The organism is Roseibium sp., from assembly GCF_048261595.1.
Classification (GTDB): Bacteria; Pseudomonadota; Alphaproteobacteria; order Rhizobiales; family Stappiaceae; genus Roseibium.
Genome location: NZ_JBLXFW010000001.1, coordinates 1,146,374 through 1,172,971 on the forward strand (window position 1 = coordinate 1,146,374; position 26,598 = coordinate 1,172,971).

Below are 26,598 nucleotides of genomic sequence, written 5' to 3' on the forward strand. Positions count from 1 at the left end.
TCCAATCCCTTTGCCGCAGGCGCCTAGTCTTTCAGGAAGATCCGGTTTTCGGACCGAAACACGCGCTTGTCGCCGCGCTCGGCCTCGATCACGACGTTCCAGTTGCCGGGTTTCAGCCCGCCAGCAGAGCCGGAATAGACCCCACTTTGCCCTTCGTTCAGTTCGACGATCACATCCTCGCCCTCATGAGTGGGATGATTGAGCAACGCCTTGAACGCAAGGCCAGTCAACGGAGCCCCGCCCTTGTCGCGGGCATCGACCTTCACGAAGGCTGTTCCGTCCGCCCCGCGTTCGAGATCCGCTCCGACCTGCCAACCGCGTTCGCTCTGCGCCCTGGCATCGGCAATCTCCTGATTGTAGGCCTGACCGGCCTTATAGGAGCTTTCCACGACAACGCCCGGGAACGAGCCGATGGCAAGCCAGATGAAGATGGCATTTGCCGTGAAGATCACTGCAAAAAACCCGAGCAACCAGAATAGCACCGTCCTGCCGGTGAAGGGCTTCTGCCCGGAATTGGTCATGCCAGAATTCATCATAGTCCCGTCCATAATCATGGCGCCTTGAAATAGTCGTCGGTGGTGACGACTTCGCCCATCACGGATTCCGTCAGGCGGAAGGTGATCTCCGTGCTCTTCGGCATTGTGACACCTGCCGGTGAGGTGACAAGCACCCGGATTTCCCGCGTCGTGTCGGGCCCTACTTCGACTATGGGCCGGCCTGCAAACATGCTGTCGATACCAACAGCCTCGACGGTGGTATCAAGCGGCATGCCTTCGACATGCAGCATGAAGTGCCGTGTGTGCGTACGCTTGTTGAGAAGGCGAACCGTGTAGCCATTGCGGATCGACCCATCGCTCTGAGTCACGAAGATCGGATTGCGGTCGTGAATGACGTTGATGCCTGCGAAATCACGCGTCAGGAGCGCAAAGAGCATGATCGCGCCGACGACCGCGATCACGGCAGCATAGATTACCGTTCGAACACGGACGATTTCGTAGACCGGCTCCTTGCCCTCGATACGACGTTCAATGTTCTCGTCGGTGTCATAGGCAATCAGGCCCTTCGGCTTGCCCACCTTTTCCATGATGTTGTCACAGGCATCGATGCACAGACCGCACTGGATACAGTCGAGCTGCGTGCCCTTGCGGATATCGACCCCCGTCGGGCAAACTTGGAAACACTGATGACAGTCGACGCAGTCCCCGGCGGGCAGGCCCTGAAGTTCCAGCGCCTTGTTCTGCTTGAGCGACCCGCGCGGCTCGCCCCGGTCCCAGCGATAAGTGACGTTGAGCGCCTTTTCGTCGGTAAGCGCAGCCTGGATCCGCGGCCAGGGGCACATGTAGATGCAGACCTGCTCGCGCATGTGCCCGGCAAGAAGGTAGGTCGTCGCGGTCAGGATACCGATCCACATGTATGCGGAAACCGGAGCCTGGAAGGTGGCCAGGTCATAGACCAGCGTCGGAGCGTCGGCGAAATAGAGCACCCAGGCACCGCCGGTCCACCACGCAATCATCAGCCAGAGGAAGTGCTTGAGCGCGCGGCGCGCGACCTTCCCGGCGGTCCAGGGAGCCTTGTCGAGCAGGATTCGGTCGCGCCTGTCTCCTTCGACCTTTCGTTCCACCCAGAGGAAGAGATCGGTCCAGACCGTCTGCGGGCAAAGATAACCGCACCAGATGCGGCCCGCGACAGCGTTCATCAGAAACAGCGCAACGGCTGCAATGATCAGAAGGCCGGTGAGGTAGTAAACCTCCTGCGGCCAGATCTCGATGAAGAAGAAATATCCGCGCCGTCCGGCCAGATCAACAAGGACTGCCTGATCAGGTGCGTTGGGCCCGCGATCATATCGGATGAAAGGCAGGAAGTAGTAGACACCGAGGGTGAGGAAGAGAAGTGTCCACTTGATCTTCCGGAAGGTCCCCTTGACGGCCATCGGATAGATCTTCTTGGCAGAGGCGAACCACTCTTCCGGGTGGTCGGCCTTTTCGGCTTCGGCAACCATGCCGTCCGTCCTTCTTTTAAAGATCCTGCCCCAATAGGATCGAATGCTTTCAAGCGGGCCGAAAGTCTCCACCGGCCCGGCGTGTTTTCAAATTGATCCGGCGCGTGGCTGTTGGCATTGCGCCGGATCAAACCGGAAGATAATTCCGTTGGTTACTGACCGCCCCCGAAGGAGTGGACATAGACCGTCAGCGACTTGATCGTCGCCTCGTCGAGACGGTCGACCCAGGCCGGCATGACGCCGTTCCGAGCGCCATGAACCTGTGCCTTGATGGCGTCGACCGACTTGCCATACAGGTAGGTCGACGCAGTCAGGTTCGGTGCTCCGACTTCCTGGATACCCTTCAGGTCATCGCCGTGACAGGCCGCGCAGTTGTCGGCGTAGATGGTCTCGCCAGCAGCCAGGTCGACATCGGCCTCCGGCTCGAGCCCGGCCTTGGACGCAACGAAGCTTGCAACCTGGGAGATTTCCTCCCGGGTCAGGAGTTCGTCGGTTCCGAATGCCGGCATGTCTCCGATGCGGGCGTCGTCATGACCCGAGCGGATGCCGTAGAGCAACGTCGCATGAATGTCATCGACGGTACCGCCCCAGATCCAGTTGTCGTCCTGAAGGTTCGGATAGCCCGGAGAGCCGATAGCACCCGAACCGTGGCACGGTGCGCAGTTGTCACCGAATGCCGCACGGCCGCTGGCGGTTGCGAACTCCAGAAGTTCCGGCGTCGTCCGGATTTCCTCGAACGAGGCTGCGACCAACTTGTTACCCAGTCCAGAGCGGGCAGCGATGCCCTCTTCGTAAGCGGCAATCGCGTTGGCCCGCTGGCTGTCACCCATCACGCCGGCAGTGTAGCTGGAGATAAGCGGCCATGACGGGTAAACTACCCAGTAGCCTATCGCCCAGACGATACAGGCGTAGAAACTGTAGAGCCACCAGCGCGGAAGCGGGTTGTTCAGCTCCTTGAGGCCGTCCCACTCGTGACCAGTGGTCTCGACGCCCGAGATCTGGTCGATTTCCTTTTTGTGCGTATCCGACATGGATCAATCCTCCCGGAACGGGATCTGGGCAGCATCTTCGAACCCTTTGCGGTTCTTCGGCCAAAGCACATAGGCCAGTACGATGCCAAACAGGATCATGAAGTAGAGCAGGCCCCAAGTCTGAGCGAAGCCTGCGAAGGCGGAATAGGTCTCGTTCATCGCATCACCTCAGGTTTGCCTTGTCGTCATAGATCGAGAAATCGACCATGGTACCGAGCATCTGTAGGTATGCGACAAGAGCATCCATCTCCGTCACCGCCTTGGGATTGCCGTCATAGTCGCGCACGACCGCAGACGGGTACCGTTCCATGAAGGCATCCGCTGCATCCGTGTCAGGCATGGCCTGTCCTAGAATGTCGGCAGAAGCGGAGGCGATCTGCTCTTCGGTGTAAGGCACGCCAACGATGGAATTCGCCGTGAGGTGGTCCCCCATGCCTCTTGTATCGAGCCGGGTTTCGGCCAGAAATGGATAACCGGGCATGATGGAGGTCGGAACGACTGCACGCGGGTCGATCAGGTGTTCCACATGCCAGTCGTCGGAGTACTTTCCGCCGACACGGGCGAGATCCGGACCCGTCCGCTTGGATCCCCACTGGAACGGGTGGTCGTACATGGACTCAGCCGCCAGCGAGAAATGACCGTAGCGCTCCATCTCATCGCGCATCGGGCGGACCATCTGCGAGTGACACAGATAGCAGCCTTCGCGGATGTAGATGTTACGTCCGGCAAGTTCCAGCGGCGTATAGGGACGGACGCCCTCCGTCTCCTCGATGGTGCTCTTCAGATAGAAGAGCGGTGCTATCTCGACCAGGCCGCCGATGGAGACCATGACGAGAATGCCGATCAGGAGAACGAAGGAGTTCTTTTCGAAAATTTGGTGCTTTGACCATAAAGACATTGTCTCTCCTCCCCTTATTCGGCTGCAGCCAGGGAACCGGCAGGCGCGGCTTGGGCTTCTTCAGCCTCGCCGTGGCGTACGGTCATCCAGAGATTGTAGGCCATGATCAGGGCACCGACGACGAACAGGGCGCCGCCCAGAGCACGGATCACATAGAAGGGGTACATCGCTTCAACGGTCTCGATGAACGAGTATTCCAGGAAGCCCAGCGCATCGTAAGCGCGCCACATCAGGCCCTGCATGATCCCAGACACCCACATGGAGGTGATGTAGAGAACGATGCCAAGCGTGGACAGCCAGAAGTGCCAGTTCACCAGCTTGAGCGAGTAGAGGCTCTTCTTGTTCCACAGCCACGGAACCAGGCAGTACAGCGCTCCGAAGGAGATGTAACCGACCCAGCCCAGCGCACCGGAATGCACGTGACCAATGGTCCAGTCTGTGTAGTGGGACAACGAGTTCACCGAACGCAGGCTCATCAGCGGGCCTTCGAAGGTGGACATGCCGTAGAAGGCAACGGACACGACCATCATGCGAAGGACCGGGTCCGTACGCAGCTTGTCCCACGCGCCCGAGAGCGTCATCAGGCCGTTGATCATGCCGCCCCACGAGGGCATCCACAGGATGATCGAGAAGGTTGCACCCAGCGTCGAGGCCCACTGTGGCAAAGCCGTGTAGTGGAGATGGTGGGGACCTGCCCAGATGTAGATGAAGATCAGCGCCCAGAAGTGAACGATGGAGAGGCGGTAGGAATAGACCGGCCGCTCAGCCCTCTTCGGCACGAAGTAGTACATGATGGCAAGGAAGCCGGCAGTCAGGAAGAAGCCCACCGCGTTGTGGCCGTACCACCACTGCACCATCGCATCCTGCACACCGGACCAGACGATGTAGGACTTGGTTCCGAAAACGGAGACCGGAATCGCTAGGTTGTTGGTGATATGCAGCAGCGCGATCGTGACGATGAACGCCAGATAGAACCAGTTCGCCACATAGATATGCGGCTCCTTGCGCTTCCAGATCGTGCCCAGGAACAACAGGAGATAGGCGACCCAAACGATGGTCAGCCACAGGTCGGCGTACCACTCAGGCTCGGCATATTCCTTCGACTGCGTCGCGCCGAGCAGATAGCCCGTGCCTGCAATCAGGATGAAGACGTTGTAACCGATCATCACAAACCAAGGCAGAACCGTGCCCGGCATGCGCACGCGGCAGGTGCGCTGAACGACGTACATCGAGGTCGCCAGCAGAACGTTGCCGCCAAACGCGAAAATCACCGCCGAGGTGTGGAGCGGCCGCAGGCGCCCGAAATTGGTCCAGGGAAGGTCGAAGTTCAGGGCCGGAAATGCCAGCTGAAGCGCGATGATGAGACCGACCGTGAAGCCGGCGATTCCCCAGAACATGGCAGCTATGGAACCGAATTTGACCGGTGCCATGTTGTAGTTGGGCTTGCCATCGATCTCCTGCGGAGACACGACGCCGTCGCCGTCGAAGTAGCTCTTGAAGATGACAAACACACTTCCGGCGGCAATGAATGCGCCGAGCAATGCATGGAATGCCATCACTTGATCGTAGGTTTTGCCTGCTACGATCAGGCAGGCGAATGCCAATAACACGAGGAAGGTGGCGAATAGCCCCTCCTCGAGCGAAATCAATCTGGCCTTGGATTGTGCCATTTTTCGCGCCCCAGTCTTCTCAATCGTTACAAAGTGCCAACGATAAGGGCGACCATGCGCATGACGTCCCCGCGCTGACGTTGATTCAGATCAAGCTATGCCGCCTCCCCCTCCGAAAGATCGTCGACATGAAGCCGCTGCGGCAATTCGCGCAGCAAAAACAGACTGGGATAAAAATTACGCAAGGTCACGTAAAATAGGCAACTTGCTCAATCGTCATCAGTGCGATCAGTCCGACCGAGCAGCAGGCCCGTGACAAAGGGCAGTAGCAGAACCATCCCGATATATCGCGCCAACTGGTGCGCAGCGACGAAGGCCGGATCGAGATCCATCATGAAAGCCAGAAGGGTCATGACCTCAAGTCCGCCTGGTGCATAAGCGAGAAGCACCTGGCCAAACGGGAGGCCGAGAACAGAAGAGAGCAAAAAAGCCAATCCGACAGAAACGGCAAGGCCGACGGAAACCGCGCCGAGGCCGACAAGCAACACTTTCAGGAACACAATGAGTGGCATGGCGGCAAAACGGCTACCAATGAGACAGCCGAGCCCGATGTAACATGGAACGAGCACGGCATCCGGCAATGCCACGGTGACGAGGTTCGTTGCGTTCAGGATCGAACTCATGAAAAACGCACCGGTCATCCAGCCTCCGGGCAACCCGATCCTCACCGCAACAACGCTTGCCACCGTGCATAGGACTGCAAGGACGATTGCCATTGGCAACGGGGTCAGGACCTGCGGCGTGACATCAGCGAGGGGCTGTTGCGCCCCGGACGTAAGGACAAGCGGCAAGATCGCAACGAGAATCAGAAGTCGTGTCGACTGGGCTCCGGCGATTCGCGGCAGATCGGCCCGACGTTCGGATGCCATCGCCATGACGAAGGAAAGCGCCCCGGGGATCGCACCGAAATAGGCCGTCATGCGACTCCAGCCCATGACACTGTGCAGAAAGATGTAGGTGGCCCCGGTCACCATAGCTACCGCACCGATCAAACCCGCCATGGTCCAGGGCCATTGACCAATCCGGTCAACGACCTCCGGCGTCACCCCCGCTCCCATCGATAGGCCCAGTGCGATGAAAAGAGCGTTTCGCACCATGTCGGGCATGCCGACCGGTATCCTCGCAAGCGCCGCAATGGCGACGGCGATCATCGCACCAGACATCCATCCTGCGGGAAAGCCGAACCATTCGAATACGGCCCCGCCAGCTGCTCCTATCAACGCGGTGGCAGCAACAGAGGGCCATTGTGCAGCAAGCTTTGTGACAGGCACTACCGGTTCGCCTCCGCAACGCTCAGGCTGAGGTCCATCTGCCTTGACGGAAGGATGCCACGACAGGCGCCCTCTTCGCAGGAGCGAACTGGAATCCAAATGCCTGGTGACATGTCTCAGCCTCGGAGGGATGGCGGCAGGAGGACAATGCCCACAACGGCGCAAGGAAGGACAAACTTGCGTGTGTTGACATTGCTCAAGGACAGCAGTGATCCGCTCTGACAGAAATCCTGCATGACCGAGAGATCCCTATCCTATGCCATGCGGAACGTTCCGCGCTACACGAGTTATCCGACCGCTCCGCATTTCAATGCCGGGGTCGACGGAAAAACATACGCGGAATGGCTGAGCAAACTCGCCTCGACCGATAGTTTGTCGCTTTACCTCCACGTCCCCTTCTGCAGGGAGCTCTGCCATTATTGCGGCTGCCACACCAAGGCGACGCGGCAGGATGCTCCGCTACAGGAATACGCCAGGACCCTGCTAAAGGAGCTTGAGCTCGTTGGCGATCATCTGCAGTCGCCGGGGCCGGTCAGGCACATTCACTGGGGGGGCGGAACACCAAGTCTCCTTCCCGAGCAAAGCCTCATCGATATTACCGGCATGCTGCGGGTCATCTTCGACTTCGCCCCGGACCTGGAACACGCAATCGAACTGGATCCGCGCTACGTATCCAAGTCGCTCGTCAAGACGTTAGCGTCCATGGGCGTGAATCGGGCGAGCCTCGGAATTCAAGATCTCGACGAGGCGGTTCAGCAGGCAATCGGCCGCGTACAACCCTATTCCGTCGTCAAGACCGCCGTGTCATACCTCAGGAGTGTGGGGCTAACCGACCTGAACTTCGACCTGATGTACGGGCTTCCCCGCCAGACCCTGCAAACCATCCGCGAGACTGTTGCCAGGACCGTCGAATTGCGGCCGCGCAGAATCGCTCTCTTCGGATATGCGCATGTTCCCTGGATGAAGAAGCACCAACGCCTCATCCCCGAACACCAACTTCCGGGCTCATCCGAGCGCATGGAGCTCGCTGCGGCTGCGCGGGAGGACTTGTTGACCGCTGGATATCAGGCGATTGGCCTCGATCATTTCGCACTGCCGGAAGACAGCATGGCAATCGCTTCTTCAAATGGCAGTCTGCGCCGTAACTTCCAGGGTTACACAACCGACCAAGGCGAGCAGCTGATTGGCTTCGGCGTCTCGTCGATCGGCAAACTCAGCCAGGGTTACGTCCAGAACATGTCAGACGTCGGCCATTGGAGGCGGGCGATCGACGCCGGACAACTGCCCGTGGCAAAAGGCATGGCCCTCAGCACCGACGACCTCCTGCGGGGACGTATCATCGAAGTGCTGATGACGGACTACGAGTGCGATCTGGCACAGGTCGCCGCAGCGTTTGGAACAGACCCGGCCGACCTGTCTGGCTCAATCGGCCGTCTGGGTGAGCTGGCTGACGACGGATTGGTCACGGTCGACGGCTGGAAGGTATCGATGACGGAAAAAGGTTTGCCCTTCGTTCGCCTCGCCGCCGCAGCGTTCGATGCTTACCTCGAAGGCAACTCGACCGGAGAAAAACGTCACTCCCTTGCGGTTTGACCGTCTCTCTCGTCGTTCCAGAATTCGTCTGCAAGCCGCAAGTGCGGCACTCACCTCGACAAAGAAAAGCCGGCGCATCTGACATGCGCCGGTTTCCGGGTGAGATGGGATATTGTGCGTTGATCACCCGAAGGAAATGTCCCGCGATCAGTGAACGCCGGTCATCTGGCAAAGGGAACAGATGCGATTGAGGTGGATCTTGTCGGAACGGTCGATCCGGATGACACCCCGGCGCTTGAGATCCGACATGACCCGGCTCACGGTCTCGATGGTCAGGCCAAGAAAATCCGCAATCTCCTGACGCGTCATATGAAGCTGCAAGTCACAGCTGTCGTTATCGCGGCTCGGATCCGGCCCCATGCATGCGACTCCGCCACCACGGTTGGGCACGAGATACATCAGGAAGGACGCAACGCGTTCCAGAGCCGACTTGCGTCCGAGGAGCACAGCATGCTCATGCAGAACCCTCATCTGATGAGTCAGGCAGGATGCCAGACGGCACTGAAGTTCTGCAGACGTTTCGACCTGCTTCAGGTCGACCTCGTGGGTTTCGACGTCGGTCAGCGTCTCTGCCGTGCAGTCATGCTCCTCGGCATATGCCAGACCGAAGATATCACCCGGCCGGAGCACTTCCACAACCTGGCGCCGTCCATCCGGCAGCAGCTTGAACAGCATCACCGTACCGGTTTTCAGCTGGTACAGCCGCTTTGCCTCATCGCCCTCATAGTAGATTACGTCATGCGGCTTGTAGGAAGCATTGCGTGCACCGAGCGGACCGAAGCTTGCGCGGCCCGCAATCGTCGCTTCAATGCCGGACGCCGGCATGTTGCCGAAATGGGAATTGCTGTTGTGTTCGATGTAAGCCATTTGCCCCTCCTTCATCATCGAGGGCGCCAAGGCGAGGACATCCTCACCCTTTCCTGCAGCATGGCTATGTCCCGTCCGACTGCCATCCCCTTGATGTTGATCAAACGCTATCTGGAAGTTTGGCCGCGCAAAATTCGGTCGACTGCGTAAGGCCTACTACATAGTTTCAATGAAAATACGTAAGTACCCGTAGGGGGTTATGACGACCCGCCCAGCAACCAACCTGCTTCGGGCGGCCGGTTTCCATTGGCATTGAGGTAAAGAAAAAAGATCGTGCCCGGCAACGGACTGCCCGTATCAGGACAGATGTTCTGTCAGTGCAGGCAGGGACAGGGGCTTGCGAAGCACCGTCAGGGCAGGCATGTCTGCGATCGTGTGCCGGATGCTTGTCTGCGATCGTCCCGAGATCACAATGACCCTGGGTGGGACAGTCCGCGCCTTCAACATACGGACGATCTCGTCCCCCCCCACTCCGGGGAGGCCCAAATCCACGATGACGGTTTCATCTGAACTTGGCAACGGCGCGTCAAGGAAGGACTCGGCATCAGGATAGCATATCACCTCATACCCCAGCTCACCGAGAACGAGGGCAAGGGCATCCGATACTGCCAGGTCATCTTCAATGATGTGCAAACGCACTGTGACTGTCCGATCTGTAGGTCTTCTCAAACCGGAAAATAACGAAAACCGCGGGCGAATTCTGTACGCAGAAACACCACATCACCAGCCAAGGTTAAGTGGATCGCAGGCGTCCGCCCGGAGTTTGAAGCGTCAGGGCCGTCCCAGAACTATGCGAACCAGGTCGGCGGCATTGCGCGCGCCAAGCTTCTCCATGATCCGCGCGCGGTGAACCTCCACGGTGCGCGGGCTGATTCCAAGTATGCGTCCCGCTTCCTTGTTCGAGGCACCACCAGTAATCTCGTTCAGAACTTCCCGTTCGCGCCGTGTCAAAAGCTCCGCACCCTCGAAGTTCGACGGATCACTTTGCTCCTGGCGCTTCTTCATGGCGTCAATGCCGTCGTTGATCCTCGAAACAACGGTTTCGGCATTGAACGGCTTTTCGATGAAATCAAACGCGCCGTTGCGGATCGCCTCCACCGCCATCGGAATGTCGCCCTGGCCGGAGATGATGAAGATCGGCGCCGGGTACTCCTCGCCGTTCAAAGCCTTGAGGATTTCAATCCCCGAGCGCCCCGGCATGTGGACATCAAGAATGACACAGGCCGGGTGTGTCTTGCTGGCCGACCTGACAAATGCGTCACCGTCGGAAAATGTCTCGACCACGAAGTCTTCCATGCTGAACACCACCGACAAGGCATCGCGGACCGCCGGATCGTCATCGACAATGTAGATGGCTTTAACGTCGCTGGTCATTCTTCAAATCCTCGTTTGGTATTCTTCTGCCCCGTTCGGCATTGTCGTTCAATTATTCGGACCGCGTCAGGATCGCGCACCTGTCTTTGCCGTGGTCTCGACCGGTAATTTCAAAACAAAGGTAGCCCCGCGTTCCTCTCCAGAGGTGTCCAGATAAAGGTCGCCGCCGTGGTTCTGGGCAATCGATCTCGAAATCGCCAGCCCCAGACCCAGCCCCTTCTGTTTTTGGCCGGAGAAGGCCTTGAACAGTTCCGGAACGACTTCCGGCGGAACTCCCGGGCCGGAATCGCTGACACGGAACTCGATAAAGTCTCCGTTGTGGCGAGCCGACAGCGTTACCCTTCGGATCTTCATACCGCTAACGGCCTCACGTGCATTGCGCAGCAAGTTGACCAGAACCTGCCTGATCTGAACGGGATCGACCCCGAGCGTGGGCAAGTCCGGCTCAATGACACAAGCGAACAGCGAATTCCGTTCATTTGTGCCCATTTCGACCAATCCGATGCATGCGTGGGCAAACTCGGCGATGTCGATCTGCTCGCGCTCCGGTTCCTTCTTTTCGACGAGCTGCCGCATGCGCTGGATGATGTCACCGGCGCGCTCAGCTTCCTTGACGGCCTTCTCGATGACGCTCAGCGTCATTTCATCAAGCGCTTCGGTTCGAGCGGCCTTGCGTGAGACTGACTGCAGGTAAAGCAGGATCGCGGTCAGCGGCTGATTGAGCTCGTGCGCAATTGCGGCCCCCATTTCGTCCATCGCGCTGATACGGGTCATATGAACCAACTGCGCCTGGGCCTGGGCGAGACGGTCTTCCACGGACTTGCGCGGCCTGAGATCACGGAGAATGCCGATGAACTGGCGCCCTTCACTCGTCGACGCGTCGCCAACGGACAACTCAACCGGAAACTCGGTGCCGTCCTTGTGACGTCCACGCACCTCGCGGCCGATCCCGATGATCTTTTTGACGCCAGTGTCGAGATAGTGCTGAACGTATCCGTCGTGGGCGACGGCAAAGTCCGCAGGCATTATCTTTGAAACGTTGTTGCCGATGAGCTCTGCGGCCGAATAGCCAAAAAGGGTTTCCGAGGCCTTGTTGAAGGCAAGAACCGTACAATTCTCGTCGATTACAACAATTCCATCGGCCGCAGTGTCGAAGACGCTGGCAAGCCGCGCCTCCGAAACGGTCGATTGTGCCTTGCCTAGTTCATCGACCAATTGGTCCATTCCCCCGCCCGTTGCCCAGCTGGCTGATCATCCTGACTGTCAGGTTTAAGGATTAGTACTTAAAGCGGCAAGAGAGTGTCGCACTATTTGGCGCCTATCCATTGAACAATTCGTCCTATGGCAGCTTCGATGTGGCCCGCATTCCTGGCAAAGCAGAGACGAACATGCTCTGCGCCAGCGACGCCAAAGGCACTGCCCGGAGCAAGGCCGACACCGGTTTCACGAACGAGATCGAGAGCCAGTTGACGTGAGTCGGAAACACCTTCGACGGCAAAGAAGGCGTAGAACGCACCGGAAGGGGCACCAAGGGTGATCCTCGGGCTCTTTCGCAATCCCTCGACCACGATATGACGGCCATGCGCAGCCCGGTCAATCTGCTGGCGCAAGAACGCCTCGCCATGTTCGAGTGCGGCAGTTGCAGCACGCTGACTTGAAACGGGCACACCCGACGTCGAATACTGAATAAGATTTTCCAGCACCTGCCCCATTTCTGGTGGGGCCGATATCCAGCCGATCCGCCAGCCCGTCATCGCCCAATTCTTGGAAAAGGTGTTTACGAAGATGATCCGGTCGGTCTCATCGGCAATGTCATGGAAGGACGGCGCAAGCTTTCCCTCCCCGTAAAAGAAATGACCGTAGACCTCGTCTGCGATGATCCAGATATCGCGTTTGCGGCATTCATCGAGGATCGCCGACAACTCTTCACGTGTCGCCGTCCATCCAGTCGGATTGCAAGGAGAGTTCAATCCGATAGCACGTGTTCTCGGTCCGATCGCATCGAAGAGGGCGTCCAGATCGAGGCGCCAGCTGTCTCCCGAATTGGTCATTGCGACCGGAACGGCTCTTGCACCCAGAACGCCAGCTGCGGCCTCAAGGTTTGGCCAGGCGGGCGCGGGATAAAGAAGTTCATCACCCTCTCCCACCAAGCATTGCAGCGCTATCTGGATGGCCTGCATTCCCGAACCGGTCACGAAGAACTCTTCTGACGAATACGCCCGTCCGAACATCTTGGTGTGGTAGGACGCAAGCGCGTGACGCAGTTCCGGAACGCCTCGCTGGTAGGTGTAGAAGGTTTCACCCCGGTCGAGCGACTGCTTCGCTGCCTCGCAGATGAAGCCCGGCGTCGGCAGATCCCCTTCTCCCGCCCATAGAGGAATCAGGTCCGGATGCTCACGTCCGGCGTTGATGATTTCGACGATTCCGCTTTCCGGGGCAAGGCGTGCCTGCGGACGCAGACTGTCAAGGATCGATGACACGAAGGTCGCTCCGTTGTTCGAGAATTCCGGTGTGCAAGACTATTTCGGCACCAATGGGAAATCAGCCGCCCAGCCGCACAATTCACCGGGTTATGTCTTAGAAAAGCGAAAGGCCGACCAAGCATGTCGCAGGGTCGGCCTTCGATAGAGCGATTTCCGATTACTTTTTGAGAAGGTCCCGGATTTCCTGGAGAAGAACAACCTCCTGCGGCGGCGCGGCCGGAGCCTTCGGGGCTTCTTCCTGCTTCCGGCGCAGATTGTTGACGCCCTTGACGATCATGAACAGTGCGAAGGCGACAATCAGGAACTTGACGACGGCGTTGATGAACAGGCCGATATTCCAGGTGACCGCACCGGCTTCCTTTGCAGCTTCAACCGTCGCATACGGCCCCTCCGGGGTGCCCTGCTTCAGGATCAGAAAGATCTGGGAGAAATCGATATTGCCGAGGATGAGCCCGATCGGCGGCATGATGATGTCGTCCACCATGGACGAAACAATTGCACTGAAGGCGGCACCGATTACGATACCAACGGCCATGTCGACCATGTTGCCTTTGACGGCAAATTCCCTGAATTCCTTGAGCATAGCGATTTCCCCTTTTTCAAGCACCTGAAATGACTTCACGGATACTTCCCGCCAAGCTTTCTTTGCGTCAATCTGCGAGAATGCGCAACTGCAAAGTCTCAGTTCTCTGCCTTGTTCACCGCAAGACCAATAGACAGCTTCAGCCACATGTGATCCGATCTGCCCCATGTAGTCCGAAGACCTTTTCTTGGGACGAGAGCGTCATCCGCCACTCATAAGGCGGTAGGGAGGAAGCTGCGAAGCCATGTTGCACGGATGGCTCGTGATCTTGTCCGCAGTCGGGTACATCCTGCTGCTGTTCGCCATCGCCAGCTATGGCGACCGGATGCCGCGCAAGTTCATGCCCGGCCGCCGTGGCAGGCCTTTCATCTATGCGCTGTCGCTGTCGGTCTACTGCACTTCCTGGACCTTCTATGGGTCAGTCGGCGGCGCAAGCCGTAACGGTATCGAGTTCCTGACGATCTACATTGGCCCGATGATCGTCTTCGCGCTCGGCTATCCGATCCTCCGGCGCATCATCAGACTTGCAAAGGCAGAGCGCATCACATCGATCGCCGACTTCATCGGCGCCAGATACGGAAAGAGCCAGTCCGTCGCGGCAGTGGTCACGATCATCGCAGTCATCGGCATCATCCCCTACATCGCATTGCAGCTGAAGGCTGTCGCCCTTTCGGTGACAACCATGATCGGCCCGATGATGCGGCTGGAAAGTTCAACCTATTTCCCGGTTTTCGATGACATCACGCTTCTGATCGCGATCGGCATGGCGGTGTTCACGTGGCTGTTCGGCACACGCCATATCGATGCCACCGAGCACCAGGAAGGCCTCATGCTGGCCATTGCGGCGGAAGCGATCGTCAAGCTCGTCGCATTTCTTGCAGTGGGTTTCTGGGTCACCTACGCGCTATACGACGGACCGTTCGATCTGGTACGGGCGATCACGGGTGCCCCGGAGGTCTCAGCGGTCTTCGAACAGCCGATGAATTACGGCAACTGGCTCGTCATGACAGTCCTGTCGACGTTCGCGGTCATCCTTCTTCCACGCCAGTTCCATGTAACCGTCACCGAAAACAACTCGGAATCCGAACTGCGCCGCGCTGCCTGGCTCTTCCCTCTTTATCTCGTGCTGATCAACCTGTTCGTGGTTCCCATCGCGGCAGCTGGTCTCCTGCGCTTCGGACAGGACGTTAATCCGGATACCTTTGTTCTTGCACTGCCGATCGACACCGGCCACCCATGGCTTGCGCTCTTTGCCTTCATTGGCGGCCTTTCGGCAGCAACCGCGATGGTCATCGTGGCAACGGTTGCCCTTGCGATCATGATTTCAAACGACATTGTCGTTCCGTTGATCCTGCGCCGGCGCAGCGAGGACGAAATCGTCGCCGTTGGCGGCAAGGACATGAGCCGCCTGCTGCTCAACATCCGTCGAACGGCAATCTTCGCCATCCTTCTCCTGGCCTATGCCTACTACCGAACAGCCGGTGATACAGCGGCACTGGTCTCGATCGGGCTGCTGTCCTTTGCCGCGATAGGCCAGTTCGCGCCAGCCTTCGTTGGTGCGCTTGTGTGGAGACGCGCCACTGCCCGCGGTGCCATTGCAGGCCTCGTGGTCGGTTTCGCTCTTTGGCTCTATACGCTGCTGCTGCCGACCTTCGCCCAGTCGGGCCTCATTTCCAGCGACATTCTCGCCACCGGGCCATTTGGCCTCGAAATGCTGAAACCCCAGTCCTTGCTGGGTATCCAGACCGATCCCTTCATTCACGGGGTGGCATGGAGCCTTCTCAGCAACGTCTTCTTCTTCGTCCTGTTCTCGTTGACACGCCAGCCGGAGCCGGCAGAAAAGCTCCAGGCGAACATCTTCGTGCCTGCGGATCTTGCCCCCGCGCCAAGCCTGCGCCTGTGGCGAACATCGGTGACCGGCGGAGATCTGCAAGCGACCATCGCGCGCTATCTGGGAGAAGAGCGGACCGGCCGGTCGTTCAATCGTTATGCCCGTGAACGCGGGCTGAAGCTTGATCCTGACGCAACGGCGGATGCAAGCCTGCTGCGCTTTTCCGAACAGCTCCTTGCCAGTGCGATCGGCGCGGCATCGTCGCGACTGGTCCTCTCGCTCATGCTCAAGCGGCACGACCCTTCAACGAAGGGAGCGGTAAAGCTCCTGGACGATGCCTCCGCTGCGATCCAGTACAACCGCGACCTGCTGCAAACGGCCCTCGATCAGGTCCGGCAAGGCATCGGGGTGTTCGACCGCGACCTGCGGCTCATATGCTGGAACAGACAGTTTCGCGACCTATTGGGCCTGCCCTCGGAATACGGCCAGGTCGGAACAACCCTCGATGCCATCATCCGCTACAATGCGGAGCGCGGCGAACATGGCGACGGACCGGTCGAAGCTATCGTCTCTGATCGGATCGAACGGCTCGCGGTAACACAGGAAACCTTCCAGGAGCGGCTGGCGTCATCGGGATCGGTTTTGGAGGTGCGCATCAGCCCGATGCCCGACGGCGGCATCGTGACGACGTTCACCGACATCACCGAACGTGTGATGGCGGAAGACGCCCTTGCGCGCGCCAACGAAACGCTCGAAAGGCGCGTGCGTGAGCGTACGGAAGAACTGACACATGTGAACAAACGCCTGGTTCAGGCAACCCATGCCGCTGAAGAGGCGAATATCGGCAAGACGCGTTTTCTGGCTGCGGCCGGTCACGACATTCTGCAACCGCTCAATGCTGCCCGGCTCTACTCCTCCGTGCTCGTCGACAGGCTGAAGGATGGCGAGGCAGGCGGACTGGTCCGCAATGTCGAGGCAGCGCTTGAATCCGTCGAGGACATCATCGGTGCGGTCCTGGATATTTCTCGCCTCGACACCGGCGCGCTCAAACCTGAGCTGACCGTCTTCAGACTGGATGTCCTGCTGAAGGCGCTGGAGACGGAATTCGAACCGGTGGCGCAGGAAAAAGGCCTTCAGCTGCGCTTCGTCCCCACAAGCGCGTCGATCCGATCCGACCGGCGCCTTTTGCGGCGCCTGCTGCAGAACCTCGTATCGAACGCTCTCAAGTACACCACCGACGGCAAGGTGCTCATCGGGTGCCGGAAAAGGAACGGCAACATCATCGTCGAGATCCACGACACCGGGATGGGAATTCCGCCGACAAAACAGAAGTCGATCTTTGAAGAGTTTCACAGGCTCGACGACGGAATGCGCGTTGCAAAAGGACTGGGACTGGGCCTGTCCATCGTCGAACGCATCTCGCACGTTCTGGATCACCCGGTTGAACTTACATCACAGGTAGGTTCGGGATCCTGCTTCCGTGTCGAACTGCCACTGTCGGCGGCCGTTCCGGTCGAGGTCAGCGCTCCGATAGCACCGCCCTCCGCAGGGCAGCTCGACGGCCTGTGCGTTCTTGCGATCGACAATGAGCCCGACATTCTGAACGGCATGCGTCATCTGCTGGAAAACTGGCACTGCGATGTGGTCACCGCCAGGGACGACGTGGAGGCAACCCATAAGCTCACAGAAGCTGGAAAAACCCCTGATGTCGTCGTGATCGACTATCACCTGGACGAAGGTACCGGCATCGACGCCGTCGTGCGCTTGAGATGGAAGTTCGGCGCGAGACTGCCCGCAATTCTCGTGACCGCGGACAGAAGCCGTAGCGTACGTGCGGAGGCGGCCTCGAAATCCATCGACATGTTCAACAAGCCGGTCAAACCAGCCGCACTCCGGGCACATCTGGCGCGCTGCCGGGCAGAACTGTCAGCTGCTGAATAAGCAGCATTTCCCCCAGGCGACACGCCAGCGACCTATCCGCTCTCTTAAAAGCAGAAAAGCCGACCCGCGAGGGCCGGCTTCGAACACCATCGTGAGAGCGCTGACGTCAAGAGGCTGCTTGCTGCTCCCCATCCGAACCGAGCTGCCACTGCCCGGACTCGATCTTGGAAGCCGCGATCACGGCCTGTGTGCGGCTCTCAACGCCGAGCTTCTGCAGGATCGCGGAGACGTGGGCCTTTACCGTTGCCTCGGATACAGACAGCTCATAAGCGATCTGCTTGTTCAGAAGACCTTCCGAAAGCATCATCAGGACGCGCACCTGCTGCGGCGTCAGCGTCGCCAGCCTTTGAACGAGATCGGCACTGCCGTCGTCGGCTCCAAGATCGACTTCCGGCGGCGTCCACATGTTGCCATCCATTACCGCCGAGATTGCCTGACGGATCACGTCGATCCCGTGTGACTTGGGAATGAAACCGGATGCTCCGAATTCGATACAGCGACGAATGGCCTGCGGCTCCTCGTTCGCCGAAACGATCACGACCGGCACCCCGGCATACTGAGCTCTCAAGTACATCAGACCCGAAAAACCACGCATGCCCGGCATGGTAAGATCGAGCAGGATGAGATCGACATCGCCATCTTCCTCGAGCTTCGCCGTTACGTCTTCCAGCGCTCCGGCTTCCTCGATCGAAGCGTCAGGATATTGCATTTCGAGTGTTTGCTTCAGCGCTCCTCGGAAGAGCGGATGATCATCTGCAATGATAAAGCGGAATGCTGTTGAATCCGGCACGCCGGTCTCCTCCCTCTTTGGCCCGCGCCATGGGCCTGCATTTGTCATGCACCTGTCCATCATGACAAGTTTGTCTACACTCTGACAAGACCGGCACACTTGCGAATGCATTATGGCGTTGGGACGCCTACGGTCGTCATGTCACAGTCCATCCCACGGCAGCGCCGATCGTGCAGGCCCGTTTTCGTTCAGAATCGGAGCGACTTTCACAGCTCGAATTCAGTTTTATGAAGAAATTTGTTTGCACTGCAACGACAACATAAGTCAAACCCGCCATTTGGCTAAAGAGGCCTTCATTCTGCCGCTGGCAAATCAATGGCTTCATTCTGAATCCTTGGTCTTGCTGCCGGATCCGTCATTCTTTCTCCAAAAGTGCCGCTGTTATTCTTTCCGTCTGCCAGGATCGAAAGATCCAGAAATCAGCGCCTTCAATCCGCACGACAGTGCAATGCAAAATCAGTAAGAGCACCTCTCAGTTGCAATGTCTTATTCAAAAGTATAATATCTACTAAAGTCGAATTCTCAATAAGCGAGTTTCAATAACGCAGAATTTGCACAAAGGGCCCCATCCCTCAGTCTCGGAGGACCACGGATATGAATATCTGGAGCTTTGCACTGGTTGCCCTGATCCTGGCCGGCGCCACCGCCGGAAAATATGCGAACCCCGGCTTCGCATTTGAAGACAAGTCAACGCTATCCGGTCTGCCGATCACCACGCTGCACACCCCGCCAACGCCCTAGCGATCCAGCGTTACCGGACAGCCGCACTTGCTGGCTTTGTGCTCAGATGCCTTCGTCTGAGGTCACGCCCCGATATAGTGCATCGTGATCGAGCGCTGATGCGGACCAAGGCGGTGCTCTATCATGTAGACCGCCTGCCAGGTCCCGAGATCCATCCGGCCTCCAACGACCGGGATCTGCAAGCTGACGCCCGTAAGCACAGCCTTGATATGTGCAGGCATGTCGTCGCGCCCCTCAAGGTGATGCCGATAGCCAAGATCTTCCGGCGCCAAGCGGCGCAAGGCGTCAATCAGATCCGCCTGAACATCGGGATCGGTATTCTCCTGAACCGTGAGAGAAGCGGACGTGTGACGCACGAAGAGCGTGAGCAGCCCGTCGCCCGCGCCGTTTTCGTGCAGCCAGTCATTGACAGGATCGGTCAACGGCTGGAACCCCTGCCCCGACGTCGAGATCACCAGACGTCCCATCAGTTGACGCAACTGCCCTACGTCGCCGTCGAGCGTCCAGATTCCAACCGGTAGTGTCGCCATGTCGTGGTCGCACTCCCCACAACCTTGCCAGCAATCCTGGCAGCCATAGATCTCGTTCGAACGACCGTGATCGTAAGATCTGACCGGGAGACACACAAGTCGTTCGGCGATTGGGGCCAGGGTCGGATCCGTTTGAACGAACCCGCAGCCTGCAGGCTGCCCGCACCTCCCCCTGCGATCGATGCCGTTAAGGAAAATATGAAGCCAGAGGTAATATTTCCGACCACCTCAATATTAATCATAATATCAAGCAAGATTAGTATGATCGAATCGAGTATATACGAGCAACGATTGGATCTATATCTCGACCGAACGAGCGCTGTGATCTGTTGGATCATTTATACAAACGACATAACGAAAATTACGAGAACGATAAGAAATGACCACTGACACCACACTCTACTCGTTCGTGAACGAATGGGAGTGCGATGAGAACGATCACCTGAATGTGCAGTTCTATTTCGGCCGCTTCGAAGAGGCGGACCGCCAGTTCCAGCTTCTGAGTGGCCTGAGCGAGGCCATTGTCGGGGCGCGCCGTGTGCGGCATGTCCGCTACCACAATGAATTGCGCGCCGGCGATCTGCTGACCGTCAGCTCTTATGCCGCTCTGGATGGCCCGCACATGTTCACAGTTGTGCACGAGATGCGCAACGCAACGACCGGAACACTCGCCGCCACCGCGATCGACGGCTACACGCCTCCGGCGGCGGCTGCAAAGGAAATTCGGCCGCGTTTCAAGAATGTCCTAAGCGACATGAGCGAGGACGCAGCACCTCGCGGACTTCCCGCGAGCCCCGCCAATGCCAAGTTGACCATCGGCAATGTCCTCGCCTCAGGTGCGGAAATCTGCTTTCGCGGTACCGTTCTGCCGCGCCACCTCGGCCCGGATGGACGCGCCGATGACGGCTTCGTACTGGGTGCCTTCACCGATGCAGTGCCCCATGTCTGGCAGCGTACTCCCATGAACCATGCATTCCTCACGGAAAATGGTTATGGGCGGGTCGCGGTCGAAATGAAATTGACGTGGTCAAGCCCGCTCAAGACCGGCGACATGTTCGTGATCGCCAGCGCACCCGTATCGGTCGCGGGCAAGACATTCACCCTGCGCCACCATATGTTCGAGAGCCGCACCCAGCGTCTGGTTGCCATTCTCGATGTGGTCGCCCTCGTAATGGACCTGACCACCCGCAAGGCAGTGGCCCTGCCTGAAGTCGCAATCGGTGAGATCGCCAAGATCTCCATGGGCTAGTCCGAAACCTGTCAGGGCGAATGCCCTGACACAACCCCGGATCAGGACCGGGTTACTTGCCTTCTACCCGATCCATCTCTTCCTTCAGGTCTTTCATCAGGCCAAAGAACCTGCGCATCGCCCGCTCGGAGAACTCCAGCATCTGTTCGAGCTTCTGTTCATCTTCCTCGGTCAAAGCTGCGTCATCGTCCCCGTCAGCTTTCGGACCTGGAAGCTCTGCAAGATCTTCCTGTTTTTCACGCTCGACGGCATCAGGTATCGTCTGCCCGACCGGCGCTTCAGCACTGTCCGGACCACTCCCCGTATCAGTTCCCTGCGCATCGCCTGATCGGGATCGGGTCTGAAGATCGTCGGTAGAGTCGGGAGCTGCCTGATCAGTCGTCCGCTTCTCAGGTGAAGTCGCAGCCCCGTTCTCTGGTTCTTGGTTCACCGAGCCTTTGGTCTGCACATCCGGAGACACTGTGCTCTCCGCCTCCGCTTCCGGCTTGGCGGGATCCTTGCCATCAGCGGGCGCCTGGCGAAGAGCTCCAAGTTCGGACTTCAGGCGTTGCACCTCGTCGGCAAGAGCCGCAATTTCCGCCTGGTAGGCCTCTTCGGCCAGTGGTGCCGGCATGCAGCGCCATATGTCGTTGGTCTTGCGGCAAAAGCTGACGCTGCCGGCCTGCCGGTCGATCCTGAGGATTTCATCGCCCGATTTCACGAGGGCATACCGCTTGTTCTCGGCTGCTGTGGGGTCATCATCCTGTGCAAGTGCTGGCGTTGCCGCCATCGTCGACAATACCAGAACGGCAGCAAAAGCACTTTTGCTCGGCAGCCAGTGGCTCGACCCTCTGTTCTGGATCATGGTACCCATCCTCTTGCTCTGCTCCGCGCGCAACTATCGAGAATTCGCGCGGCTCCGATTAGGGCAAACCTTAGCAGAACCGCTCGGCGAAGATATGTCGAGGACGGCATGAACCGGGTCAAAAGTCTGGATAAACTCGCCAAACCCGGTCCATCAGCTTGCTCACAGCGGCAGGTACGGCTCGCGCCCGCTCGCCAGTGCATCGGCCAGCAGATCTAGCCGGTCCTGCCCCCAGAACGGCTCTCCCTTCAGAACGTAGCAAGGTGAACCGATAACGCCCAGTTCGATCGCGTCGGACTGATCGGAGGAATAAAGCGCGCCGACTTCGTCACCCTTCGCTGCCGTCATTATCGTTTCGGCATCAGCCCCAATCCGGTTCAGAAGATCACGAACCACTTCCGTATCGGCAATATCCAGGTCTTCGACCCAGACCGCCTTGAAGGCCTCGTTTGAGAACCCCAGCGCATTGCCTCCGGCCTCCTGAAGGGCAATCGTGCAGCAATCGGCCAGGCCCGGGTTTGTGGGAAAGAATTTCGGCTTGAAGGTCAGGGGAACCGCGCGCTTGTCTTTCCACCGCTGGAGCTCAATGAAACGATAGGCTTGGCGCGCAGGATGCCGCTTCCCAAGCGGAACGCCGCCCGAAGCGTCAAAAACGCCGCCAAGGTTCACCGGCCGGGCCCGGATCTGAGCTCCATGCTGCTCGGCAATCTCCTGAAACGCCCGGTGCCCGAGGTAGGCCCATGGCGAGATGTGCGTGTAGAAATAGTCGATTACCAGCGTCATTGCCGCTCTCCCAGGATTTTCCAGTGGCCAACGCTTACCTAGTTTGCCTGTCTATTCAAGCGCTTGTGGAGTTCAAAAGAACTTGAAGCGTCTCCAGTCGATCCGCTTCGGAGGGAGGCTTGTCCCAGCGCAGACGGGAAATTCGGGGAAATCGCATGGCAACACCGGACTTGTGCCGGGTCGACCTGTTCAGCCCCTCGAAGGCAATCTCGAGCACGAGGCCGTTGCCTGCCTCGTGCACGACTTCGCGTACCGGACCGAAGCGATTGATCGTGTTGTTTCGCACGAAGCGGTCGATTTCCTTCAGCTCATCATCGGTGAAACCGAAATAGGCCTTGCCGACGGGCACCAACACGTCGCCCTCACCCTCTTCACGCCAGACACCGAATGTGTAGTCGGAGTAAAAGGACGAGCGTTTTCCATGTCCGCGCTGTGCGTAGAGCAGGACAGCGTCGATGAGGAAAGGCTCCCGCTTCCACTTGAACCAAAGGCCCTTCGGTCTGCCAGGAACATACGGCGCATCGCGGCGTTTCAGCATCAAGCCTTCCACGGCTGCGGCATCGCTTTCCGGCAAATGGTCCTGTGGCTTGCTGCGTGCCCCGGCTATCGCCTTCCAGGTCTGGACGGGCACCTGCGGGGACAAGGAGATTTCCGGCTTCGCCAATTGCTCTACGAATGTTTCAAGCCGTGCCCGCCTTTCCATGAAGGGCATGTCACGCAGATCCTCCCCGTCGAGGCTGAGAAGATCATACGCGCGGATGGCGGCAGGCAGTTCCGCAAGCAGTTTCGGCCCGGCGGACTTTCGATTGAGGCGCCGCTGAAGATCCGAGAAGGGCCGGACTTCACCGTCGCAGACCACCAGCAATTCACCGTCGAGCGTGGCGTCGAAATCGAGAAGCCGCGTGACATCGGGAAAGGCCTGTGAAATGTCGTCTCCGGTTCGGGAGTAAAGTCTTGCGACCCGTCTTCCGGCATCGTCAGAACCACTGGCCGCCTGGACCCTGATGCCGTCCCATTTCCATTCAACGAAAAGATCATCCGCGTTTAGGGAGCCGATGTCCTTCTCCTCATCAAGCGGATGAGCGAGCATAGGTGGACGAAATGGCGCCGGGTCGCTGTGCTCGGGGCGTGGCAGACGTCCTTCCGCCCAACCAAGCAACTCAACATAGGGCGGAGACTGGCCATGCCAGACCTCTTCGACGTCATTGGCACTGATGGTTCCGAGACCCGCGACGGCAGATTTTGCCAGACGGGCCGAAACACCGACCCTCAGGCCGCCCGTTACAAGCTTCAGCAAGGCCCAGCGCCCAGTCTCGTCGAGACGATCGAGCCAACCCGAAAGATACCCCACGACGGACACCTTCGATGCCTGCTGCAGCGTTTCCACCACTTCTGCAAACGGGAGATCGACCGTTGCATCCATTGCCTTCGGCCCGGACGGCCACATGAGGGCCACGGTTTCCGACAAGTCACCGACGAAGTCGTACGAGAGTTCGAAGAGATGCGGATCGCACCGTTCGGAGATCATCGCGCGCAAGACTGCCGGTTTGGCATGCCGAAAGCTCAGATCTCCGGTCAGTGCTGCAAGTGCGTAACCGCGACCAGGGTCCGGGGTTCTCGCAAGGTAGTCGCGAACCAGTTGTTCCTTGACACTCCGCCTGCTTTCGAAGGCAAGCCGATCAAGCAATGTCGAAAATGATCGCATTCAGAATTGCCTGTCTCACGGTCCCGGGAAATGATCGCATACTTCCTATATCTGGTTCGCCGCAAACACTGGACAAGTGATGGGCATGCAACCGACAAGCAGTTGAGGCCCAGTTGCAGGGCCAGCTTTAACCCAAGATGAACCGATGTCACGGTTTCGGTGGACCTTGGGAGCGTTCCCGCATATACACGGGGCAAATAGATATGCGCCCGTCGCAAGGCACGAGATGCCTGCCGCGCTGCGTTGTTTCCTTTGAAAGACCTAGATGACCGAATTTACGAACGTCCCTGCGGCGTTGGCTTCCGCTTTAGCTGATCGTGGCTATGAATCGCTCACTCCCGTTCAGGAAGCCGTCCTGAACGATGCGCCCTCCGATGCAGACCTCTTGGTCTCGGCACAGACCGGGTCGGGCAAGACAGTAGCGTTCGGCCTCGCGCTGGCGCCGACGATCCTGGGCGACGAACCCGCACTTGGCCAGGCCGGGGCTCCGATTGCCCTCGCCATCGCACCCACCCGCGAACTGGCCCTGCAGGTCAAGGAAGAGCTGACCTGGCTTTACAAGCAGGCCGGTGCCCAGACAACGTCCTGTGTCGGCGGCATGGATCCGCGGACGGAACGCCGTGCCCTTGAACGCGGCGCGCATATCGTAGTCGGCACGCCGGGCCGCCTGCGCGATCACATCGAGCGCGGCGCACTGGACCTGTCCGAGCTGAAGGCCGTCGTTCTCGATGAAGCCGATGAAATGCTCGACATGGGCTTCCGGGAAGATCTCGAATTCATTCTCGATGCAGCGCCGGCCAGCCGCCGCACGCTGATGTTCTCCGCGACGGTTCCCAAGCCGATCGCCGATCTCGCCAAGCGGTTCCAGAAAGACGCGGTCCGCCTGTCGACCATCAACACCCATGAGCAGCACGGCGACATCGACTATATCGCCCATCCGGTCGCTCCGAATGAGCGCGAGAATGCGATCATCAACGTCCTGCGCCTGCATGAGGCGGAAAAGGCGATCCTGTTCTGCTCGACGCGCGAGGCCGTGAAGCGGCTGACCAGCCGCCTTGCCAACCGCGGCTTTTCCATCGTTTCGCTATCCGGGGAGCTCAGCCAGGAGCAGCGCTCCGCAGCCCTGACGGCCATGAAGAACGGTTCGGCCCGCGTTTGCGTGGCAACCGATGTCGCGGCTCGCGGTATCGACTTGCCGAACCTCGATCTCGTCATTCACGCAGACCTTCCGACGGGCAAGGCTGCGCTGCTGCACCGCTCCGGCCGGACAGGCCGCGCAGGCCGCAAGGGCACCTGCGTGCTGATGGTTCCCTATCCGCGCAGACGTGCTGCCGAACGCACGCTGCACTTCGCCGGCATCAAGGCAACCTGGATTGGTGCGCCCACTGCCGACGACATTCGCGCCAAAGACAAGGAGCGCCTGCTCGCCGATCCGTCCCTGAGTGCCGAATTCGAACCGGAAGAGACCGCAATCGCAGCCGAACTTCTGGAGAAGCATGGCGCCGAGCGCATCGCGGCGGCTTTCGTCAAGTTGCACCAGTCGCGCCTGCCGGCACCGGAAGATGTTTCGGAAGCAACGGAAGACAACATCCGCGGCCGCGGCCCGGGTGAACGCGGAGGCCGTTCGGCCGAGATCCAGGGCAAGTTCGAGAATGGCATCTGGTTCCGGCTGTCGCTCGGACACAAGCACCGTGCCGATCCGCGCTGGCTCCTGCCGATGATCTGCCGCGCCGGACATGTGACCAAGCGCGAAGTCGGTGCGATCAAGATCTTCCAGAACGAGACCCGCTTCGAGATCGACGGTGCCCATGGCGAGCGCTATGCCGAAGTGATTCGCCGCGAGGGATCGGGCGAGAACAACGTCACCATCGAAGTGCTGGATGCTCGTGGCGGCAAGACGCCGCCGCCGCCGTCCTTCAATCGTGAGCGTGGACGGGACAGGGATCGTGAAGGCTTCCGCGAGCGCAAGCCGCGCAGGTCCGCCGATGCAGCGCCTGACTACGAGACGATGGGCGCTGAAGACCGCATCGAAGGCGAAGACACCCGCCGCGGCCCTCGCCGGGACCGCGCACCCCGCGACTTTGCTCCAAAGGGGAAGAAGCGCCGCCGTTTCGACGATGACGAGGCAGCCCCGCATCATCCGGCTTTCGAGCCGCTCGACATGCGAGCGCTCGCCCGTGATCGCAATGGCGAGGACGCTGGTCCGCGCCGCGCGCCGGCAGAGCGCCGCGACGACGACCGCGGCCCGCGTAGCGGCCCAAAGGGAAAGAAGCCGGGCTTTGGCAAGAAGCCGGCCGGCCCGAAAAAGGGCAAGGGCGGAAAGAACAAGCCGTCGCGCGCCGAACGCAAAGCCACGAAAACCAAGGGCTGATTGAAGTCCGCTCGTTGATCAAACGTCAAACAACGCAAAGGAGC

23 protein-coding genes are annotated in these 26,598 nt (G+C 59.1%); 5 read left to right on the plus strand and 18 right to left on the minus strand.

The window, feature by feature from the left end; translation table 11 throughout:
- Positions 1–23: 23 nt before the first annotated feature.
- The 7 genes from ACN0SY_RS05180 to ACN0SY_RS05210 form a co-directional block, all read right to left on the minus strand.
- The gene (locus ACN0SY_RS05180; RefSeq protein WP_417685060.1) at positions 24–536 is read right to left on the minus strand and encodes a FixH family protein; all 513 of its coding nucleotides are present in this window, start codon (positions 534–536) and stop codon (positions 24–26) included.
- A 14-nt stretch (positions 537–550) separates the two neighbouring features.
- Positions 551–1,930 (minus strand): cytochrome c oxidase accessory protein CcoG, encoded by a 1,380-nt coding sequence (ccoG, locus tag ACN0SY_RS05185; protein WP_417685881.1) that lies wholly within the window; start codon positions 1,928–1,930, stop codon positions 551–553.
- A 221-nt stretch (positions 1,931–2,151) separates the two neighbouring features.
- Entirely contained in the window at positions 2,152–3,030 is an 879-nt protein-coding gene (gene ccoP, locus ACN0SY_RS05190) for a cytochrome-c oxidase, cbb3-type subunit III (RefSeq protein ID WP_417685062.1), read from the minus strand.
- 3 nt (positions 3,031–3,033) lie between these two features.
- On the minus strand, positions 3,034–3,189 hold the full coding sequence (locus tag ACN0SY_RS05195) for a cbb3-type cytochrome c oxidase subunit 3 (protein ID WP_417685063.1): 156 nt from the start codon (positions 3,187–3,189) through the stop codon (positions 3,034–3,036).
- Positions 3,190–3,193: 4 nt separating this feature from the next.
- On the minus strand, positions 3,194–3,928 hold the full coding sequence (gene ccoO, locus ACN0SY_RS05200) for a cytochrome-c oxidase, cbb3-type subunit II (protein WP_417685065.1): 735 nt from the start codon (positions 3,926–3,928) through the stop codon (positions 3,194–3,196).
- A 14-nt stretch (positions 3,929–3,942) separates the two neighbouring features.
- Complete coding sequence (gene ccoN / locus ACN0SY_RS05205) at positions 3,943–5,598, minus strand: cytochrome-c oxidase, cbb3-type subunit I (protein WP_417685067.1); 1,656 nt, start codon at positions 5,596–5,598, stop codon at positions 3,943–3,945.
- A gap of 209 nt (positions 5,599–5,807) precedes the next feature.
- Entirely contained in the window at positions 5,808–6,869 is a 1,062-nt protein-coding gene (locus ACN0SY_RS05210) for an AbrB family transcriptional regulator (protein WP_417685068.1), read from the minus strand.
- 234 nt (positions 6,870–7,103) lie between these two features.
- Here ACN0SY_RS05210 and hemN point away from each other — a divergent pair, with 234 nt between their 5' ends.
- Positions 7,104–8,462: an oxygen-independent coproporphyrinogen III oxidase gene (gene hemN, locus ACN0SY_RS05215; protein WP_417685070.1), complete on the plus strand. Its 1,359-nt coding sequence runs from the start codon at positions 7,104–7,106 to the stop codon at positions 8,460–8,462.
- A gap of 147 nt (positions 8,463–8,609) precedes the next feature.
- Here hemN and ACN0SY_RS05220 read toward each other — a convergent pair whose 3' ends face one another.
- From ACN0SY_RS05220 to mscL, 6 genes are all read right to left on the minus strand, one after another.
- Positions 8,610–9,329: a Crp/Fnr family transcriptional regulator gene (locus ACN0SY_RS05220; RefSeq protein ID WP_417685071.1), complete on the minus strand. Its 720-nt coding sequence runs from the start codon at positions 9,327–9,329 to the stop codon at positions 8,610–8,612.
- Positions 9,330–9,626: 297 nt separating this feature from the next.
- Positions 9,627–9,968 carry a response regulator gene (locus tag ACN0SY_RS05225; protein ID WP_417685073.1) on the minus strand — a complete coding sequence of 114 codons (342 nt, stop codon included), beginning with the start codon at positions 9,966–9,968 and terminating at the stop codon, positions 9,627–9,629.
- A gap of 132 nt (positions 9,969–10,100) precedes the next feature.
- Positions 10,101–10,703, minus strand: a complete 603-nt coding sequence (locus ACN0SY_RS05230) for a response regulator transcription factor (protein ID WP_417685075.1) — start codon at positions 10,701–10,703, stop codon at positions 10,101–10,103.
- A gap of 66 nt (positions 10,704–10,769) precedes the next feature.
- On the minus strand, positions 10,770–11,927 hold the full coding sequence (locus ACN0SY_RS05235) for a two-component system sensor histidine kinase NtrB (RefSeq protein ID WP_417685076.1): 1,158 nt from the start codon (positions 11,925–11,927) through the stop codon (positions 10,770–10,772).
- Positions 11,928–12,010: 83 nt separating this feature from the next.
- Positions 12,011–13,183, minus strand: coding sequence for a pyridoxal phosphate-dependent aminotransferase (locus tag ACN0SY_RS05240; protein ID WP_417685078.1), 1,173 nt, complete (start codon positions 13,181–13,183; stop codon positions 12,011–12,013).
- Positions 13,184–13,343: 160 nt separating this feature from the next.
- On the minus strand, positions 13,344–13,769 hold the full coding sequence (mscL, locus tag ACN0SY_RS05245) for a large conductance mechanosensitive channel protein MscL (protein ID WP_417685883.1): 426 nt from the start codon (positions 13,767–13,769) through the stop codon (positions 13,344–13,346).
- Positions 13,770–14,013: 244 nt separating this feature from the next.
- Here mscL and ACN0SY_RS05250 point away from each other — a divergent pair, with 244 nt between their 5' ends.
- The gene (locus tag ACN0SY_RS05250; protein WP_417685080.1) at positions 14,014–17,541 is read left to right on the plus strand and encodes a NahK/ErcS family hybrid sensor histidine kinase/response regulator; all 3,528 of its coding nucleotides are present in this window, start codon (positions 14,014–14,016) and stop codon (positions 17,539–17,541) included.
- 106 nt (positions 17,542–17,647) lie between these two features.
- Here the strand turns inward: ACN0SY_RS05250 and ACN0SY_RS05255 are convergent, their stop codons facing one another.
- Positions 17,648–18,331 carry a response regulator gene (locus tag ACN0SY_RS05255; protein ID WP_417685082.1) on the minus strand — a complete coding sequence of 228 codons (684 nt, stop codon included), beginning with the start codon at positions 18,329–18,331 and terminating at the stop codon, positions 17,648–17,650.
- 594 nt (positions 18,332–18,925) lie between these two features.
- Between ACN0SY_RS05255 and ACN0SY_RS05260 the strand changes: the two genes are divergently transcribed.
- Positions 18,926–19,072: a hypothetical protein gene (locus ACN0SY_RS05260; protein WP_417685084.1), complete on the plus strand. Its 147-nt coding sequence runs from the start codon at positions 18,926–18,928 to the stop codon at positions 19,070–19,072.
- A gap of 62 nt (positions 19,073–19,134) precedes the next feature.
- On the opposite strand, the gene ACN0SY_RS05265 is transcribed toward ACN0SY_RS05260, so the two are convergent.
- Entirely contained in the window at positions 19,135–19,602 is a 468-nt protein-coding gene (locus ACN0SY_RS05265; protein WP_417685086.1) for a secondary thiamine-phosphate synthase enzyme YjbQ, read from the minus strand.
- 379 nt (positions 19,603–19,981) lie between these two features.
- On the opposite strand from ACN0SY_RS05265, the gene ACN0SY_RS05270 reads away from it, so the two are divergent.
- Positions 19,982–20,851, plus strand: coding sequence for an acyl-CoA thioesterase (locus ACN0SY_RS05270; protein ID WP_417685088.1), 870 nt, complete (start codon positions 19,982–19,984; stop codon positions 20,849–20,851).
- 52 nt (positions 20,852–20,903) lie between these two features.
- Here ACN0SY_RS05270 and ACN0SY_RS05275 read toward each other — a convergent pair whose 3' ends face one another.
- From ACN0SY_RS05275 to ACN0SY_RS05285, 3 genes are all read right to left on the minus strand, one after another.
- Positions 20,904–21,695: a hypothetical protein gene (locus ACN0SY_RS05275; RefSeq protein WP_417685090.1), complete on the minus strand. Its 792-nt coding sequence runs from the start codon at positions 21,693–21,695 to the stop codon at positions 20,904–20,906.
- A gap of 162 nt (positions 21,696–21,857) precedes the next feature.
- Positions 21,858–22,478 carry a 2-hydroxychromene-2-carboxylate isomerase gene (locus tag ACN0SY_RS05280; RefSeq protein WP_417685092.1) on the minus strand — a complete coding sequence of 207 codons (621 nt, stop codon included), beginning with the start codon at positions 22,476–22,478 and terminating at the stop codon, positions 21,858–21,860.
- Between the two features lie 55 nt (positions 22,479–22,533).
- Complete coding sequence (locus ACN0SY_RS05285; protein WP_417685094.1) at positions 22,534–24,183, minus strand: cisplatin damage response ATP-dependent DNA ligase; 1,650 nt, start codon at positions 24,181–24,183, stop codon at positions 22,534–22,536.
- A gap of 265 nt (positions 24,184–24,448) precedes the next feature.
- Between ACN0SY_RS05285 and ACN0SY_RS05290 the strand changes: the two genes are divergently transcribed.
- Positions 24,449–26,554 carry a DEAD/DEAH box helicase gene (locus tag ACN0SY_RS05290; protein ID WP_417685096.1) on the plus strand — a complete coding sequence of 702 codons (2,106 nt, stop codon included), beginning with the start codon at positions 24,449–24,451 and terminating at the stop codon, positions 26,552–26,554.
- The last annotated feature ends 44 nt before the right edge of the window (positions 26,555–26,598 follow it).